Origin of the sequence: Kitasatospora sp. GAS1066B, from assembly GCF_041262605.1 — a bacterium.
Classification (GTDB): Bacteria; Actinomycetota; Actinomycetes; order Streptomycetales; family Streptomycetaceae; genus Kitasatospora.
The window spans coordinates 78,488-95,602 of the sequence record NZ_JBGCCO010000005.1 but is presented as its reverse complement, the minus strand read 5'-3'; the positions used below and the strand labels follow the sequence as shown (position 1 = coordinate 95,602).

12 protein-coding genes are annotated in these 17,115 nt (G+C 74.7%); 3 read left to right on the top strand and 9 right to left on the bottom strand.

Annotated features, from left to right (window positions below; translation table 11 throughout):
- Positions 1-19: 19 nt before the first annotated feature.
- Positions 20-1,054: a LysR family transcriptional regulator gene (locus ABH937_RS06980; RefSeq protein ID WP_370217581.1), complete on the bottom strand. Its 1,035-nt coding sequence runs from the start codon at positions 1,052-1,054 to the stop codon at positions 20-22.
- A gap of 123 nt (positions 1,055-1,177) precedes the next feature.
- On the opposite strand from ABH937_RS06980, the gene ABH937_RS06975 reads away from it, so the two are divergent.
- A complete protein-coding gene (locus ABH937_RS06975; protein WP_370217580.1) occupies positions 1,178-2,542 on the top strand; it encodes an MFS transporter in 1,365 nt (454 codons plus the stop codon).
- Here the strand turns inward: ABH937_RS06975 and ABH937_RS06970 are convergent.
- A complete protein-coding gene (locus tag ABH937_RS06970; RefSeq protein WP_280688505.1) occupies positions 2,443-2,976 on the bottom strand; it encodes a GNAT family N-acetyltransferase in 534 nt (177 codons plus the stop codon). The two genes, ABH937_RS06975 and ABH937_RS06970, sit on opposite strands and share 100 nt — an antisense overlap.
- Before the next feature lie 339 nt (positions 2,977-3,315).
- Between ABH937_RS06970 and ABH937_RS06965 the strand changes: the two genes are divergently transcribed.
- Positions 3,316-4,143, top strand: a complete 828-nt coding sequence (locus tag ABH937_RS06965) for a TetR family transcriptional regulator (protein WP_370145955.1) — start codon at positions 3,316-3,318, stop codon at positions 4,141-4,143.
- Positions 4,144-4,187: 44 nt separating this feature from the next.
- Here ABH937_RS06965 and ABH937_RS06960 read toward each other — a convergent pair whose 3' ends face one another.
- Both ABH937_RS06960 and ABH937_RS06955 read right to left on the bottom strand, forming a co-directional pair.
- Complete coding sequence (locus ABH937_RS06960) at positions 4,188-5,480, bottom strand: GNAT family N-acetyltransferase (RefSeq protein ID WP_280688507.1); 1,293 nt, start codon at positions 5,478-5,480, stop codon at positions 4,188-4,190.
- 75 nt (positions 5,481-5,555) lie between these two features.
- Positions 5,556-6,920, bottom strand: a complete 1,365-nt coding sequence (locus ABH937_RS06955; RefSeq protein WP_280688508.1) for an MFS transporter — start codon at positions 6,918-6,920, stop codon at positions 5,556-5,558.
- Between the two features lie 92 nt (positions 6,921-7,012).
- Between ABH937_RS06955 and ABH937_RS06950 the strand changes: the two genes are divergently transcribed.
- A complete protein-coding gene (locus tag ABH937_RS06950) occupies positions 7,013-7,933 on the top strand; it encodes a LysR family transcriptional regulator (RefSeq protein ID WP_280688509.1) in 921 nt (306 codons plus the stop codon).
- Between the two features lie 55 nt (positions 7,934-7,988).
- On the opposite strand, the gene ABH937_RS06945 is transcribed toward ABH937_RS06950, so the two are convergent.
- From ABH937_RS06945 to ABH937_RS06925, 5 genes are all read right to left on the bottom strand, one after another.
- Positions 7,989-9,218: a C40 family peptidase gene (locus ABH937_RS06945; protein WP_370217578.1), complete on the bottom strand. Its 1,230-nt coding sequence runs from the start codon at positions 9,216-9,218 to the stop codon at positions 7,989-7,991.
- A gap of 142 nt (positions 9,219-9,360) precedes the next feature.
- Complete coding sequence (locus ABH937_RS06940) at positions 9,361-10,311, bottom strand: hypothetical protein (protein WP_370217577.1); 951 nt, start codon at positions 10,309-10,311, stop codon at positions 9,361-9,363.
- 61 nt (positions 10,312-10,372) lie between these two features.
- A complete protein-coding gene (locus ABH937_RS06935) occupies positions 10,373-12,292 on the bottom strand; it encodes a threonine/serine exporter ThrE family protein (protein WP_370217575.1) in 1,920 nt (639 codons plus the stop codon).
- 183 nt (positions 12,293-12,475) lie between these two features.
- Positions 12,476-14,890, bottom strand: a complete 2,415-nt coding sequence (locus tag ABH937_RS06930) for a hypothetical protein (RefSeq protein ID WP_280688517.1) — start codon at positions 14,888-14,890, stop codon at positions 12,476-12,478.
- Positions 14,887-16,863, bottom strand: coding sequence for an ATP-binding protein (locus tag ABH937_RS06925; protein WP_370217573.1), 1,977 nt, complete (start codon positions 16,861-16,863; stop codon positions 14,887-14,889). The genes ABH937_RS06930 and ABH937_RS06925 overlap by 4 nt, the downstream gene beginning before the upstream one ends.
- Positions 16,864-17,115: the final 252 nt, after the last annotated feature.

Below are 17,115 nucleotides of genomic sequence, written 5' to 3'. Positions count from 1 at the left end.
GATGGCCCACTGCCTCCGCTCAGCGGCGGGCGGCCGCCGGCCGCTGGTCGGACGCGGCCAGCAGCGCCTCGTCCGGGGCGCTGAGCCAACTGGCCGGCGGCCGGGCCAGCCACGCTTCCCGTTCGCCCAACTCGGCGGCGCAGGAAGCGATCAGCGCGACCTCGGGGTCGGGCGTCGCCGTCCGCCGATCGGGCGCCGCGGCGCCGGCGCGCCCTTCGGGCCGGTACACCAGGCTGACCAGGGTCAGCGGCACCGGGTCGACCAGTGGGCGGGTGACCACCCCGGGCAGTTCGGGCCCGCCGACGGTGGTGAGCATCGGGTGCCCGTGCCGCGCCAGATAGCGCGCGGTCTCGGCCGCGCCGACCGGGTAGGACCCGACGCCGGCGGCCGTCAACCCGTGGGCGGCCAGCAGGTGTTCACCGAACTCGGTCCACTCGGTGGTGGCCGGATTCCCGGCGCAGATGTCCACCGGGTGGCCCACCAGCTCGGCCGTGCGGATCGCACTCCGGGCAGCCAGCGGATGGTCCTGCGGCAGCAGCAGCGCCACCCGCTCCAGCCGGACCGGACGCTGCGCCAGCCGCTCGCGTGACTGTGGCGGCAGCCCGCTGAACCAGCCGAACGAGACGTCCAGCCGCCCGGCCAGCAACTCCCGCGCGCCGGCGGCCAGTCCGCCGTGATAGCGGGCCAGCAGGGTGGCCTGCGGGCCGGCGGCGCGAGCGGCGGCCAGGATCCGATCCGCCGTCAGATCCTCCCCGGTGACCGCGCTGTTGAGGTCGACCAGCACCACCCGGCGCGGCGGCGGCGCCAGGATCTCCGCCTGCAGTGCGAGCAGCCGCCGGGCCTGCGGCAGCAGCCGCTCCCCCGCCTCGGTGAGCGCGACGCTGCGCGTGGTGCGGCTGAACAACTCGCGCCCGAGCAGGCGTTCCAGCGTCCTGATGTCCCGGCTGAGCGCCTGCTGGGCCAGGTGCAACCGCGCCGCCGCCTGCCCGAAGTGCAGGGTCTCGGCGGTCGCCAGGAAGCCGCGCAGCAGGCGAGGGTGCAGGTCGACGGGCATGCGGGCGAGAGTAGCAAGCGATTGACAACACAGCTGCGTCAATCGCCCCGAACAGGTGTTGGACCGTGCCGGGGCACGGCGGACAGGCTGAGGCCATCCCCGCCGCCCCTCCCCTGGAGTCCCGTGTTCGCCGCCTACCGCCGCCTGTTCGCCGTGCCCGGCGCGGTCGCCTTCACCTGCTACGGCCTGATCGGCCGGCTCTCCTTCTCGATGCTCGGCGTCAGCCTGCTGACCGCGGTCGTCGACCGCCGCCACTCCTACGCACTGGCCGGCGCGGTCTCGGCCGCCGGCATGGTCGGCGTGGCGCTCAGCATGCCGCTGCTCGGTCGGCTGGTCGACCGCTACGGGCAGCGCCGGGTCTCGATCCCGGCGGCCCTGTGGTCCGCCGTACCGCGCACCGCGCTGCCGTTCCTGCTGCACGGCGGCGCACCGGCCTGGGCCCTGTGCGCAGCCGCCACCGCAGCCTCGGTGGCGCCCAATCTCGGCGGCATGTCCCGTGCTCGCTGGGCTCACCTGCACGGCGCCGACCCGGCCCTGCTGCACCGCGCCAACTCGCTGGAGCAGGCGCTGGACGAACTCTGCTACCTGGGCGGCCCGGTGCTCGGGATGCTGCTCTGCACCACGCTCTTCCCGGAGGCCGGCCTGCTCGCGGTCAGCGCGCTCGCCACCACCGGCGCGCTGCTCTTCGCCGCCCAGCGCCGCACCGAACCGCCAGTCGCACCGCCGCCGGGCAGCGGACCGCGATCGCCGCTGCGGGCCCGGGGCGCGATCGTGCTGGTGGCGGTCTTCCTGTGCACCGGCGTGGTCTTCGGCTCGCTGGAGATCACCACCCTGGCCTGGGCCGGCGCCCAGGGCAGGCAGTCCGCGACCGGTCTGCTACTGGCCCTGCTGGCGGCCGGCTCCGGCGTCTCGGGTCTGCTCTTCGGGCTGCTGCCGCAGCGGTCCTCCCCCGTCCGGCGCCTGCTCGTCAGCCTCGCCGCGATGGCCGCCCTGCTCCTGCTGCCACTCTCGGCCACCGGCCTCGGCGGCGGCCTGGGCACGCTGGCCGTGGCCCTCTTCGTGACCGGCACCGGGACCGCGCCCACCATGGTCAGCGGCCTGACGCTGCTGCAACGGACGGTGCCCGCAAACGCGTTGAACGAGGGCATGGCGTTCGCCGTCGCCGGGATCGTCACCGGCAGCTCGGCCGGCTCGGCGCTCGGCGGGCTGCTCGCGCAGCGACTGCGGGCCGGCGGCGGCTACCTGCTGCCCGCCGGGGCGGCGCTGCTGGCCCTGCTGATCGCACTGGCCGGCAGCCGCCGCCTGCGGCCGACCGACCGCACAGCAGCACCCGTACCGGACGAGCCACGTGACCACGACCGACCGAGCGGCGGCGCACCCCGCAGGCGCTACGGCCGCGCCCAGGTGTACTCGTACTCGGGCAGCTCGCCGGCGCCGGGGAAGACCGCCGCGCCGGTGCGGGTCCGCACCCCGCCGGCCCGCTCGTAGAAGGCGACGGCCCGGTGGTTGTCGCGCAGCACTTCCAGGTAGAGCGGCGCACCGGCGTGCACGCGGGCCGTCCAGTCGCGCGCGGCGGCCAGCAGCGCCGCACCGATGCCGGCGCCGGTGAGCCCGGGGCGGACATGCAGGTTGTCCACCAGCACCCGCTCGTCGGGCTGCGGCACCAGGTAGCAGAATCCGAGCAGTTCGCCGTCGGCCCGCTCGGCGAGCAGCAGAACGGGAGTCGCGGCCGGCTCGCCGTAGTCGACCGTCAACCGGATCGCCCACAGCTCACGCCGCTGCTCGACCAGGCCGTCGCCGAGCACCGTGGCCGGGACGATCCCGGCGTACGCGGTGCGCCAGCTGGCGGCGTGCAGGTCGGCCACGGCGGACGCGTCGGCGGGGCCGCCGGGACGGATCGAGAACTCTGCGGTATCGCTCACGCCCCGATCCTGCCACCCCTTCACCCAGCCGAGCTTGAACGCGTTCAAAACAGCGGCTACAGTCTCCGCGACAGCAGCGTCGAGCGCCTTCGAAGATGGAGTGGTCCGCATGGCATCCGTGGCCGACAGCGGGGTCACCGTCCAGGCGGTGGGCACCCCTTCGTCCCCCTCGCACCGCCCCGGTCCCGACACCGGCGACGCACGGCGCGCCTGAACCCGCCGCTGAACCCGAAGCTGCACCCGCCGCCCTCGGCCCGGCCGACCACCGGCCGCACCGAGCTAGGCTCAGACCTCGTGGACGACCCGAGGATCCCCGCCGACCCCGCCGACCCGAGCCGGCTGCCGCCGCCCGAGAGCGCCGCACCGGCGCCGGCTCCCTCCTCGCGGCCCGCGCCGGACAGCACGAAGCCCCAGGCCCCCAGAACCGCCAAGAGCGAGCAGACCCGCGCGCTCATCCTGGAGACCGCGATGCGCCTCTTCCAGGAGCGCGGCTACGACAAGACCACCATGCGGGCGATCGCCGCCGAGGCGGGCGTCTCGGTCGGCAACGCGTACTACTACTACGAGGGCAAAGAGTTCCTCATCCAGGGCTTCTACGACCGGATGACGCGCGAGCACGCCCAGGACACCCGAGCCCGGCTGGTCGGGACGACGGACTTCGCGCAGCGGCTGCAGATCGCCCTGGAGTCCTGGGTGGACTGCGCGGCGCAGTACCACGAGTTCGCCGCCCAGTTCTTCCGCACGGCGGCCGACCCGGACAGCGCGCTCAGCCCGTTCTCGAACGAGTCCCACCCGGCCCGCGAGACGGCCGTCCAGCTCTTCCGCGAGGTCCTGGACGGCTCGGACCTCGGTCCGAAGATCGACCCGGAGCTGGACGAACTGCTGCCCGACCTGCTCTGGCTGCACCTGATGGTCGTGGTCCTGTACTGGGTCTTCGACCGCACCGAGGACACCGAGCGGACCCGGGCCTTCGTGCGGCGCTGCTCGCCGCTCGTGGCGAAGATCGTCGCCCTCTCCCGCTACCGGATCTTCCGCCCGCTGGTGCGCGACGCGGTCGACCTGGTGCGGGACTTCGTGCTGCCCACCATCGGCAGGACCACGACCGGCGGTTCGACCAGGAGCAGGAAGGCCACCGAGCCGACCGGCAAGCGCGGACGGCGCGGCTGAGCGGCTGAGCGGCTGAGCGGCGGCACAGCACTCCTGAGCCTCGGTCAGAACGAGTCCGGGTTCCACGCCGTGAGCGGGGTGCCGAGCAGCCGGTCGAGCTCGAAGGCGGCGCCGGGGCGCAACTCCTCGACCAACCCGCCCGCCACCAGCCGGCTCGCCGACTCGGCGCCCAGGTAGAGCGAGCCGAGCGCCGCGGCGCTCAGCGCGAGGTCCGGTTCGTCGGCGCTCTCGGCGACCCGGCCGACCCCGTCGGCGTCCGCCGTCAGCGCCCAGCGCCCTGCGGCGTATCCGGCGGCATCGCTCACCTCCAGGAGCACCCGCCCGGCGCCGGCGTAGCGGCGGGCCGCGAAGGCCGCCGGCACGTCCAGCACCCGCAGCCACATGAAGTCGGCGTTCTCCTCGTGCGGCACGGCGCCGCGCGGGTCGACCAGCAGGAGCGGCAGCGGGCTGTCGGGGCCCAGGTTGGGCGCCTCCAGCTTGCTGACCCAGTCCACCGAGAAGAGGTAGCGCCACAGGCCGACCTCGGTCGCCCGGTCCAGCGCCAGGAAGTCCCGGACCTTCAGCGTGCAGTCGGGATACGGGCCGTCCCAGTGGTCCTCGACCTGGTAGATCGCCAGGCCGGTGACGGTGCCGGCGGCGTCCCGGTGGACCACCGCGAAGGGCTCCTTCCAGGGGTGCCCCGGCACCTCGGCCTGGCCGGTGGCCTCGCGCCAGTAGGCCTCGTCCCGGGATATCGCGCCCGGCCGGTCACGGCGCCAGCGCTCGTGCAGCTCCGGGCCGACCTTGGCCAGCTCGGCCATGTCCACCAGGTCGAGCCGCCCGCCCGTCGCGCCGAAGGAGGCCGGCAGGTCGGTGCGGATACCGCGCGAGCGGCGCAGGTCGACCCGCCAGCCGTGGTGCCGGGTCGCCGGGCCGAACCCGAACCGCCCGTAGATGGCGTACTCGGCGGCGATCAGGATGGCGACCGCCTCACCGCGCTCGCGGGCGCCCGCGAGGTCGCGCCCCATCATCCGGCTCAGCAGGCCGCGGCGCTTGTGGGTCTGGCTGACCGTGACGCCGGTGATCGCCGAGACGGGGAGCAACGCACCCCCGGGAAGCGTCAGTTCGAACGGCATGCTGCGGAAGGTGCCGACGCAGTGACCGCGGTCGAACGCTCCGAGCATCCGGCCCGGCTGGTACCGCAGCCGGCGGTGCTCCTCCCCGGCGGGCAGACCGGCCCGCAGGAAGCCCGTGTTGACCGCGGCGCCCCAGACCGCCACCTCCTCCACGGGCAGCGACCGGATCTCGATCTCCTCGGTGGTCGCCGGACGGCCTGCGGCTGCTTCGTCGGTGCTCATCAGGCCACGGTAGGACGAGGGATCGCATCCAGGCACCCGATTTTCCGCGCCCTCGGCCACCGCCTGCACCGGACGTCAGTTCCGGCCCTTGGCCGTGGCCCCGGCCACCAGCGCGACCGCGACCAGCCCGATGACGATCAGCACCACCCCCGCCCCGGGCAGGCCGCCCAGGGTGCCGAGCACCGCGACGCCGAGCGCCGAGCCACCCTGCCGGATCCCGTTCAGCGCGCCCTGCCCGGTGGCGGCCAGCTCGGCCGGTGCGGCGACCGCCATCTCGGCGGCGGCGCCGGGGATGGACAGGGTGCCGGCCAGCGCGAGCGCGAGTTCGGCCACCACCAGCAGCGGCATCGGCACCCGGCTCCCGCCGCAGCAGGCCAGCAGCACACCGCCCAGGACGGTGGCGGTCATCCCGGCCAGCAGCACCGGACGGGCACCGTGCCGGGCCATCAGCCGCCCGGTGAAGAACGGCATCACGCAGACCGGGACGGTCAGCGGCAGCGAGGCCAGTCCCGCGTCGAACGGCGCGAGCCCGTCCTGGTGCTGCAGCCAGACGTCGATCAGGTACATCCCGCCGTAGAACGCGAAGCAGGAGACCGCGGCGGCCACCAGCGCGGCCCGCACCCGCGGCAGCGCGAGCAGCGCCGGCGGCAGCAGCGGGGCCGCGACCCGACGCTCCACCAGCACCAGCGCCACGAAGGCGAGCAGCGCGGCGCCGATCGGGACCAGCGCGAGCGGCGCGGTCCAGCCCTTGATGCCCGCCTCGACCAGGCCGAAGGTCAGCGCGCCGAGCGCGGTGGTGGAGAGCAGCAGACCGGCCCGGTCCAGCGCACGGACGGCCCGCACCGGCGGGGCCGGCAGCCGGCCCGCGAGCAGCAGGGCGAGCAGCGCGATCGGCGGGTTGACCAGGAAGACCAGCCGCCAGCCGCCCAGTTCGACCAGGCCGCCGCCCAGCACCGGCCCGATCGCGGCGCCGATCCCGCTCACCGCGGCCCAGGCGCCGATCGCCCGGGTGCGGCGGGCCGGGTCCGGGTTGAGCGCGATCAGCAGTGCGAGCGAGGCGGGCACCAGGCCGGCGCCGGCCACACCGAGCAGGGCCCGGCCCGCGATCAGCCCGCCGACGGCGGGCGCGCCGGCGCAGAGCAGCGACAGCACGGCGAAGGCGCCGAGGGCGCCCGCGTAGACCCGGCGGGCGCCCCACCGGTCGGCGAAGACGCCCGCCGCCAGCAGCAGTCCGGCGAAGACGACGGTGTAGGCGTCGACCGCCCAGGGCAGCGCGGCGGCGGAGGCGTGCAGCGAGCGCTGGATGTCCGGCACCGCGACGTTGAGGACGGAGGTGTCGAGCAGCACGAGCAGGTTGCCGACCGCGATCCCGGTGAAGGCCAGGCGGGAACGGGCTGGTGAGAGGGCGTCAGTCGGGGGTGCCAGGGTGTCGGTGGTCATGGCAGCAGCCTCGCCCCGCAGCCCGGTGCCGGGCCACGGCGTAACCCCGATACCCCCATCGGGAATCCCGATGGGGGTGGCAAGCTGGTCCGGTGGACACACGCTACCTACGCGCCTTCGTCGCCGTCGCCGAACTGGGCGGAATCTCCGCCGCCGCCCAGCAGCTGGGTTACGCCCAGTCCAGCGTCAGCGCCCAACTCAAGCGCCTGGAGGCGGAGTTGGGCACCGATGTCCTGCTGCGCGGCGGCGCCGGCGCCAGCCTCACCGAGGCCGGCGCGCGCCTGCTGCCGCACGCCCGGGAGGCGTTGGAGCTGGAACAGCGGATGCACCGGGCCGCGCTCGGCAGCCGGCCCAGACTGCGGATCGGCTCGCAGGAGTCGCTGGCGCACGCCTGGCTGCCCGAGGTGCTGGCGGCGTTGGAGTACGGCGCCGGCGGCGCGGGATCGGGGGCCGATGTCGAGCTGACCGTCAGCAGCCGGGCCCGGATCGAACAGGCCTTCCGGGACGGCGAATTGGATCTGATCTTCCGGTACGACAGCGGTGCGGTGACGCCGGGCCCGCATGCCGTGGTCGGGCACGATCGCACGCTGCTGGTGGCCGCGCCGCACCACCCGCTGGCCCGCGCGCAGTCGCTGACGCCGGAACAGCTGCTCCCCTACGACTTCCTGGTCGCCGAGCCGGCCTGCACCTCGCAGATGCTGGTCGACCGCTTGGGACGGGACCTGCTGGCGAACGCCCAGCTCTCGACGATCACCGGCTCGCTCTCCGCCCTGCTGCGACTGGCCGGGCACGGCCACGGCCTCGCCCTGCTGCCGCACCAGTCGGTCGCCCGCGAGCTGGCCTCGGGCGAACTGGTCGAACTGCGGCTCGCCGAGCCCGTCCGCCCGGTCAGCATCACGGCGCACTGGCACCCGCGACTCGGCTTGGCCGAACGCCCGCTGCACGCCCTGCTGGAGCTGGCCCGCCGCGCCGATCCACTGCCGGCGGTGGGGCAGCGGGCGGCGGTGGGGTGATCGGTCCGGCCGGCCCGCAGACGTCGTCCCCGGCTGCCGGCTGCCGCCCGCCGCGTCAGGGGCGGGCGTAGAAGTCGGGGGTGCCCATGATCCAGAGGCTGGCCTGCTTGATCGCCGTGCCGGTGCGGGGGGCCTCGATGATCTGGTCGTCGCCGATGTAGAGGGCGACGTGGTGGATGTCGGCGGCGCGGCCGGTCTGGGTCCAGAAGACCAGATCGCCGGGGCGCAGCTGGTCGTAGGTCACGGGGGTGGACTCGGCGTACTGGTCGGCGGCGAAGTGGGTCAGCTGCTTGCCGCCCTGGCGCCAGGCGAGCATGGTCAGCCCGGAGCAGTCGTAGCCGTCCGGGCCCTCGCCGCCCCAGATGTAGGGCAGGCCGAGCTTGCCGCGGGCGAAGTCGAGTGCCGCCTGGGCGCCGGCCTGGGACCAGGGCGCGGAGCCGTCCACCGGTGGCGCCGGTGCCACCGACGGCCGAGCCGCGGCCTCAGCGGCAGCCTGGGCCGCGGCCTTGGCGGCCGCCTCGGCCTGTTGGGCGGCGATCGCCTCGACCGCGCTCTGGCGTTGGCGCTCGAGGTCCACCGTGGTGTCGCGGGCGGCGGCCAGCTCGGCGAGCAGGCGTTCGCGGCGCTTGCCCAGCTCGGTGACCTGCCCCTGCTGGACCGCGAGCCGGGACTGCGCCCGCTTCCTGGCCTGGTCGACGGCCGTCGCCGCGCGCTGGGCCTGGTCGGTGGCGGCGCGCGCGGCGCCCACGGCCTCGGTGGCGGCCTTGGCGGTGGCGGTGGCGGCGTCCAGGATCTGCCGGGTGCTGCGGCCCGCCGCGCCGACGGCGGCGGCCTGCTCGGTGGCCTCGTGCGGGCCCTGCGCGTTCAGCAGGTCGTTGAGCGCCGCGAGTTCGGGGCTGGTGCCCAGCCGGTAGGAGGCGGCGGCCAGGCCGGCCGCGTCCTCGGCGGCGGCGGCCCGGGCCGCTTCGGCGGCGGCCGCGCGGTTGCCGGCGTCAGTGGCCGCGGCGCGGGCCTTGGCGAGCTTCACCTGGGCGCCGTCGTAGGCCTCCACGGCCTGCTCGGCGATCCGGCCGGCCTGCTCCAGCTCGTTCCGCGCACCGGTCAGCCGGGCCTCGATCGCGCCGACGGCGGCGGCCCGCCGGTCGGCCTCGGCCCGGGCGCCGGCGATCGTGTCGGTCGAGGGGTGGGGCGGATCGTCGGCGAGGCTGGGCGCCGGGGCGGCGAGCAGCCCGGCGAGCGCGGTCAGGGTGAGCAGTACGGCGGTCAGCAGTCTGCGCGGCACCATGAGACCTCACCGTCCGACGATCAACGAAATATCCCATCACGTGACAATTCGGTCACTCGACGCGATGTTCGCAGACCCGGCCGGAGGGAACGGCCCGCAACCCGCGCCCCATGCGGGTGATCGTGGTCCGCCTGACGTCGGATCAGGGGCTGCGCCGCCGCGGGCCCCGGGTGCGGTACGAGCGCGCCCGCCCCGCCTGCACGGTGCGCCGGCGCTGGTCGGCGCCGCGCTCGGGGGCCTGCTCGCCGCGGGCCGTGCGGGTCGCGTCCAGGTGCGCGGTGGCCCGGGCGGCCATCGCCTCCGCCATCCGGTGGGTGGCCGTGTGGTGCGCGGGGACCTTGTCGGGGGCGCCGGCGATCAGGTCGAACACCCAGGTGCGGGCCCGGTCGGCCCTGGCGTGCAGCCGCCGTTCGCGGCGCAGCGCCCGGGCCCGGCGGCGCGGCCGCTCGGCGTACCGCCAGCGGGCCCACGGGCTGGACGGGCGGGCCAGGCGGACCGCGCCGATCCAGGACAGGCCGGGCACCATGATGCCGAGCAGTCCGGTCCACAGCTTGCCCTTGAGCAGCGCGACCACCGACGCCAGCGCGTTGACCGAGATCACCGCGACCAGCCCCCACCGCCCGGAACCGCCCGCGTCGCTCTGCCCCGGAACCACCCCCAGCGGCACGTACCCGGTCAGCAGCAGCGCGGTCAGCAGGATGCCGAGGATCACCGCGTCCACCGACTTGCGCCCCTGCTCGCTCCAGTAGACGTCCTCCAGGTGCAGGATCAGCGCGAACTCGTCCAGCACCAGCCCGCAACCGATCCCGAAGAGCAGCCCGAACCAGTCGATCCACGGGTGCCCGCCGTTGGCGGCGAAGACCCCGATGCCGGCCACCAGCAGGCAGCCCACCCCGAAGACCATGTGGTGGATGTGCAGCCCGCCGGGGGTGATGTTGCCCGGCCACCAGCGGACCCGGGCCCGGATCATCCGCACGCTGAAGCGGATGAGGACGAACGAGCTGATGAAGCCGACCAGCAGCAGGAAGAGCGGCTGCTTGTGAGCGGCGATGATGTGCTCGCGGTAGCCCTCCACCAGTCCGGCGATCTGCATGAGCGGTACGTCCTCGGAACTTCGTCGCTGCTGTCGGTGCTGACGTGCCTCTAACGTCCGGTCAGAAGCCGCGGGTACGTTTCGCCGCGCGTCGCGGGCCGGTCAGGTACGGCACCAGGCGGCCGTCGGCGCCGGCCAGCGTCCCGATGCCCGGCACCTTCATGAAGAGCCTGGCCACCTCGCCCCCGAGGTTCACCCCGATCGCCAACGCCATCGCGATGGCGGCCGCCCGGCTGACGAAGACCAGTCCGGCGGAGGGATGGCCCTGGGCGAAGGAGAGCATGCCGAGGTAGAGCGCGGAGCCCGGCATCAGCGGGCCGAGCGCCGCGGTGACGTACGGCAGCGCCGAGGCGTAGCGGTAACGGGCCATCAGCTGGCCGAAGAGGCCGACCAGTCCGGCAGCTATCCCGGTGGCGACGATCTGCGAGATCCCGGCGTTGTGGGCGAGCACCCCGTAGACGGCCCAGCCGATGCCGCTGTTGAAGGTGACCATCGCCAGGGTGCGCCGGCTGGTCTGCAGCAGCATCGCGAAGAACAGGGTGAGCAGCATCGCGGCGATCAGCTGCACCGGCGGGTTGTAGATGCCGCTGAGCGACTCGGCGGGCCGCAGCTGGGCGTCGTAGCTGACCCCCGCGTAGAGGATCAGCATCACGCCTATCACGATGCCCGCCACCAGGTAGACCACTTCGAGCAGCCGGGCGGCGGCAGTGATGTAGAAGCCGGTCAGGCCGTCCTGCACGGCGGCGACCAGCGCCCGCCCGGGCAGCAGCGCGAACAGGCCACCGGTGATCACCACCGAGCCGCGCAGGCCCGCGCTGCTGAGCGAGAGCAGGATGCCGCAGAACGCGGCCGGCATCGCGGCCAGCACGAACTGGTAGAACTCGGGCAGGCCGCGCCCCGCCACCCAGGAGGCCAGCCGGTCGCCGATGATCGCGGCCACCACGGCGTTGATGAAGACCAGCCAGGCCTTGGCGTCCACCTGACCGCCGACCAGGAAGGTGGCCGCGCCGGCCAGCAGGCCCGCGGTGACCGACAGCAGCCAGGCCGGGTACGGGTGCCGGTTGCGGCGGATCAGGGCGAGCCGGCGGTAGGCGTCGTTGACCGTGACCTTCTCGGCGGTGATGTCCGCGACCAGCCGGTAGACGGCGGCCAGCCGGGTGTAGTCGGAGGTGCGGCGGCGCACCACCCGGGCGGCGGTGACCGGGGCCTCGACCAGCGAGGGCTGGTAGGAGATGGAGATCAGGGTGAAGGTCACCTGCGGCTCGCAGCGGTCCAGCGCGTAGGCGTGGGTGACGCCGAGCATCGCGGCCTCGACGTCCTCGGCGCTCTCGCCGCTGGCCAGCAGCAGCTCGCCGATCCGCAGGGTCAGGTCGAGGATCCGCGGCACGTGGCGGGCGGTGGCCTCGGCCTTGACCTCACGCTTGGTGCGCTCGTAGGCCGGGCGCTCGGACATCGGGGTGCGCAGCAGCGTGCGCATCCGGTCCGGCCACGGCGCATCGCCGGGCGCGCCCGGGTTCAGCAGCGGGATCGGGCCACTGGGAGGGTTGTAGCCGACGGCGCGCCAGACCTCGGGCGGCAGCGTGTCCTCGGAGCCGCCGCCGAACTCGACGAAGGCGGCGAACTCGTCGCGGACGGGGGGCTCGACCGGCTCGGACTCGACGGACTCGACGGACTCGGCCTCGGCGGACTCGCCCGCCACGGGCTCCGGTTCGGGCTCGCGCTCCGGTTCGGGCTCGGTGGCCGGTCCGAGCAGCCCCTCGGTCTCCAGCGGCAGCGGCGCGAGCGGGATCAGCTGCACCTGGTCGGCCGGCGGGGCGGGGTTGCCGAGCAGCCCCTCGGTCGGCGGCGCCTCGGCCGGCGGGACGGGCGGCACCGGCGGGACGGCGTCGGCTGCGGGCCGACCGTTCCCACCCTGCTCCCGGTCCCCGCTCTTCCCGCCGCGAGCGCTCCTGCCGCCGCCCGGTCGGCCCCGCTTAGGCACTGCCGCTCCTCACCGCCCCGGGGTGGCCGTGCCACCGTCCGTGATCTTCGCCTCCACCTTGCCCGATGCCGAGTCGGGACGCATATGTACAAGTCGTCCAGGAAGGTCGGGAAGGTTCCGAAAAGCAGACGATACGACGAACAGGTGGCCAGGCGACACCGCCCCGACCACAGCACCCTGGCGTCAGAGCCCGTAGCGCTCGATGACCCCCTCGTGGTGCGCCAGGTCGGCACCGGCGGCCTTGGCCAGGTCGAGCCAGCAGACCGGGTGTGCCCAACCGGCGGTCAGCTCGGTCAGCAGGGCGTCGGCCTGGGCGGCACCGGCGGTCGGCGGCACCCCGAGGGCGGCGTAGATGCCCGGCAGTTCGGCGGCCTCGTCGGCCGGGTCGGTGATCAGGTACTGCTCGCCGCTGTACGCCCAGATCCCGTAGCCCGCCTCGTGCAGCGCGGTGCGCAGCTCGGCCCAGGCCTGCGGCCCGGGCCAGGCGCCGTCCAGGAAGTAGCTGGTGTACCCGGCCGGATCGAGCAGCGTCAGCAGTTCGAAGGTCGGCCGCCAGCGGGCCCGCTCGGCCTCCTCGGCGTCCTGGGCCGGGGCCGGCTCCAGCAGGGCGGGGGCGAAGACCACCACGTCGTGGTGGTTGAGCTGGACGTCCTCGCCGAGCACCGGCAGGATCCGCGCGGTGGCCGGACCGGTGCGCAGCGCGGGCAGGTCGGTGGCCGCCCCGTTGCTGCGCCGGGCCCGGATGGTGACGACCTGCCACTCCTCGTCCACCGGGCCGTCGGCCTCGTCGAACTCGATGCCCAGCCGCGCGCCGGTCTCGCGGACCGCGGCCCAGTCGCGGTTGGCGGTGGCGGCGGTGATCAGGTGCCAGAGGTCGGCGGGCTGGACGGTGCGGTACAGCTCCTCGGGCGCGGTGCCCTCGACCGGCAGGGCGTGCGCCAGCAGCTCCTGGTAGAGCCGCTGGGCGGTGCCGTGCTCGCCCAGTTCGGTGGCCGCGGCGGCGGCCAGCCGGCGCGGGTTGATCCGGTCCGGCTCCAGCGCGAGCAGCGTCCGGCAGCTCTCCACCGCATCCGCCCAGCGGCTCTCGGCCACCGCCCAGCGGGCCCGGATCCAGTGCGCGTCGCCCGGGCTCGCGCCGGCCACCCGGTCGGCCAGCCGCCGCAGCCCCTCCCCGTCACGGGCCTCGATCAGCACCGAGCTCAGCATGCCGATCAGGTCCTGGTGACCGGGGTCGCGCTCCAGCCGGGCCCAGAGCAGCTCGGCGGAGGCCTGCTCGTGGCCGAGCGAGGCGAGCAGGCCGGCCAGGGCGAGCAGCAGGTCGGTGGCGGCCGACGATCCTCCCCCGGCCTCCGGCTGGGGGGACCCCCATGCCGACGCGCCGCCCCCGAGCCCGGCCCAGCCGGCGGCCAGCAGGTCCAGGTCCGCCTCCGGGTCGACCTCGCCCGCCCCGTCGGCCCGCTCGCCGAGCAGCCGCGGCAGCTCCAGCGGCGCGACCGGCAGCTCGGGCACCGGCAGCGCCTCGGCCGCCGCCCGCAGCTCGGCGAGCGCGGCGGCCGCGCTCTCGGTACGGCGCAGCAGGGACAGCTTGCGCTCCCCGGTTGCCACCAACGCGAGCGCGACCGAGCGCGCCCCGCGCCTCGCCGCCAGCCGTCCCGCCATCAGCGCCAGGTCCAGGCAGGGGCGGTGCGAACCGGCGGCGTCCAGGTAGGAGACCCAGTGGGCCAGCCGGACGCCGAGCCGGGCGTCGTTCGGGAACCGGTCGGCGGACACCAGGCGCTCGACCGCCTCCGTCCAGCGGTGCCGGATGTCGGCGAAGCCCTCGGCCTCCTCGACCGGCGGGAGCTGCGCCAGCGCCTCGTCGAAGCGGCCGAGCGCGGCCAGCGCGCGGGCCCGGATCACGCCGAGTTTGCGGCGGTCGTCCTCGTCCAGGGTGTGCCGGGCGGCGGTGTAGGCCTGCTCGGCGGCGGCGAGCGCGGCCAGTGACTCCTGGTACCGGCCGAGCTTGTACAGCGCGGCGGCGCGAGCCTGGCCGAAGGAGAGCGAGACGCTCTCGCCCGCCGCCTGGATCCGCAGCTGCGCGCGGTCCAGGTGGGCCAGGGCGGCCTCGGCCCGGCCGTCGTCCTCCAGAGTGTCGGCGTACTCGCGCGACAGGCAGTCGAAGCAGGCGCGGGCCGGCTCGACCCGCTCCAGCGCCTCCTCCAGCACGGCGAGCCGCTCGGGGACGTAGCCGGGGCCGTCGATGTTGGCGTGGCAGATGGTGAAGTCCTGCACCGCGCAGACCGCCTGCGGGCAGCCGGCGGTCTCCTCGCGGTGCGCGAACTCCAGCAGCGAGACCGCCTCGGTCATCGCCTGCTCGCCCTGGTGGCGCTTGTTCAGCAGGTTCTGCAACCGCCAGTGCCGCAGGAAGACCTCGACCCAGGGCAGGCCGAGCGCACGGGCCGAGGCGAGCGCCTCCGGGTACATGGCGTCCAGCTGCTCGTTGCGCCCGTCGACGGCGTGCCCGGCGATCTCCACCAGCGCGGTGGCCAGCCGGTGTTGCCCCGCCTCGACCAGTTGGCCGTGGGTGTCGTGGACCCAGCCCCAGATGTCCGTGCTCATCGGGTGCCCTCCCCCTGCTCGCGCCGTTGATCGTCACCGCGTTGATCGTCACCGCGTTGATCGTCACTGCGTTGATCGTCGCCGTGCGGACCGTCGTCGAAGAGTCTGTCGAACCCCACTGACGGGCCGTCGACCGGTGGCGCGGTCAGCGCGGCCACCGCGGTGCCGACCCCGGTGAGCGCGGCCCCGAGGTCGCCGCCACCCGAGCCGGACGCACCGGCCGCCGCCATGATCACCTTGAGCGAGCGGAGCAGCCCGGCCGCCGTGGCGCTGCCGGTGTGCCCGGCCCGGTAGGCCCGCAACAGGTCCTGGACGGCGGGCGAGGCGGTGTTGAGGTAGAGCCGGGCCCTGACCCCGCCGTCGGTCCTGGCGGTGAACGCCCGGGCCAGCCGCAGCGCGGCCGACGGGATCCGGGCGTCCGCCTGGTCGTCCTCGATCCGCGCCTTCAACTCGGCCTCGCGGTCCGGCACCAGCACCAGCGGCAGCCCGGGCGGCTCGAACCGGGCCGGCACCAGTTGCTCGCCCTCGTCCGCCAGCGCGGCGGTCAGCCAGCCCAACTCCTCGGCGGGCAACGGGCTTTCTGGGTCGCGGAACAGCTCGCGGTTGCCGTCCTCGCTGCCGAGTTCGACGATCCGGCAGTCGCGCAGCTGCGCGTAGCGGCGCAGGAACGGCAGCACGGCGTACCGGTCGCCGCGCGCGATCGGCACCCGCATGGCGCGGTAGAGCATCTCCTCGAACCCGCCGCCGGAGCCGAGCGCCACGTGCACCACGCCGCCGCCGGCCGCCCGCAGCGCACCGGCCGTCAGGTCGCCCTGCGAGGTGGGCACCGGGACGTCGTCGGCGAGCAGGGTGAAGAGCCGCTCGTCGCAGAGCGCGGCGCCGAGCAGGTCCTGGCCGTGCCGGGCGAGGATCCGCCGCCAGGCGGCCGGCTGCAGCCGGGCGGTCTCGTAGAGGCCGTTGACGATCGCATCGGTGAGCGCCTGCTGGAGGGCCCGGTAGTGCTCGTCGCGCTGCAGGTCCTCGCGGCTGGCGGTGGGGGTCAGCCGGTTGGACTCGACCACGCCGCCGATGAACCCGGCCCAGCTGGGCAGCAGGTCGCGGGCGTCGTCGGCGAGCAGCATGCCGCGCAGGTAGACGGCGAGGTCGCGGTTGTCGCTGCTGCCGTAGCTGCCGCCGTCCTGCACCCAGAGCAGGCCGACGGCATCGGTGGTGCCGTCGACCGGCTCGACGGCGAACGCCGTCAGCGGCTCGAAGCGTCGTCCGAAGGCGGCGGCGAACTCCATCCGCATCGCGTGCTGCCTGGCCTGCGGGATCACCGCGCGCCAGGGCACCGCGATGTCGTTGACCGGCCGCTCGTCGTCGCCGACGTACACCGGGACGGTCAGCAGCACGCAGTAGCGGCCGAGCACCTCGCGCAGCGCCGCCTCGTCGGCCAGGTGGGCGTGCTCGGGCTTGAGGGTCAGCTCCACCACGCTGCCGGGCCGCGGCCGGGCGGCCACCGGCTCGACGCTGTACTGCTCGCCGCCGCGGCTGCGGTAGCGGTGGCCGAGCGTCGGCTCACGGTGCGAGGTGGTGGTGACGGTGACCTCCTCGGCCACCGAGAAGGCGGAGAGGAAGCCGAGGCCGAAGGCGCCGATCAGTTCCTCGTTGCCGGTGACCTCGCGCAACAGCCGGGTGTACCCGGTGCCGACGGTGGCCAGGTAGGCGTGGATCTCGGGTTCGGTCAGGCCCGCGCCGGTGTCCTCGATCGCCAGCGTCCTGGTGGCGGCGTCGGCGCGCACCGCGATCCGCGGGTGGTGGGCGGCGGCGCCCGCCGGGTCCTCCAGGCGGCGGCGGGTGTGCGAGTCGTGCGCGTTCTGCACCAGCTCGCGCAGCGCGACCAGCGGTGTGGAGTAGAGATGAGTGGCGAGGACGCTCACCAGGCCGCCCAGGTCGACCTCGGTGGTGCGCAGGTTCTCCTGACCTTCAGACATGGTGCCCCAGTCTGCCAGTCCGACAATCGTGCGACCACCGCTTTCCCGGGGGACGGACCCCCTTATGCGCCGATCAAACCTTTTTCGGTCGATACCCGGCTGTTATGACCCCATTGAGCGAATTGCCACCGGATCACTGGCCGCCGACCGGAGCAGCGGGTGATCCTGATCGGGCGACGTCAGGCAACCGGCGCAGCGGGGCGGCCACCCCGCGAGCGCCAACTCGCAGCATTACCACAGTACTTCTAGGAG

Coding starts and splice junctions, on each gene's coding strand:
- ABH937_RS06980 (WP_370217581.1), bottom strand. CDS start 1,054: ATGCCCGTCGACCTGCACCCTCGCCTGCTGCGCGGCTTCCTGGCGACC.
- ABH937_RS06960 (WP_280688507.1), bottom strand. CDS start 5,480: ATGAGCACCGACGAAGCAGCCGCAGGCCGTCCGGCGACCACCGAGGAG.
- ABH937_RS06955 (WP_280688508.1), bottom strand. CDS start 6,920: ATGACCACCGACACCCTGGCACCCCCGACTGACGCCCTCTCACCAGCC.
- ABH937_RS06945 (WP_370217578.1), bottom strand. CDS start 9,218: ATGGTGCCGCGCAGACTGCTGACCGCCGTACTGCTCACCCTGACCGCG.
- ABH937_RS06940 (WP_370217577.1), bottom strand. CDS start 10,311: ATGCAGATCGCCGGACTGGTGGAGGGCTACCGCGAGCACATCATCGCC.
- ABH937_RS06930 (WP_280688517.1), bottom strand. CDS start 14,890: ATGAGCACGGACATCTGGGGCTGGGTCCACGACACCCACGGCCAACTG.
- ABH937_RS06925 (WP_370217573.1), bottom strand. CDS start 16,863: ATGTCTGAAGGTCAGGAGAACCTGCGCACCACCGAGGTCGACCTGGGC.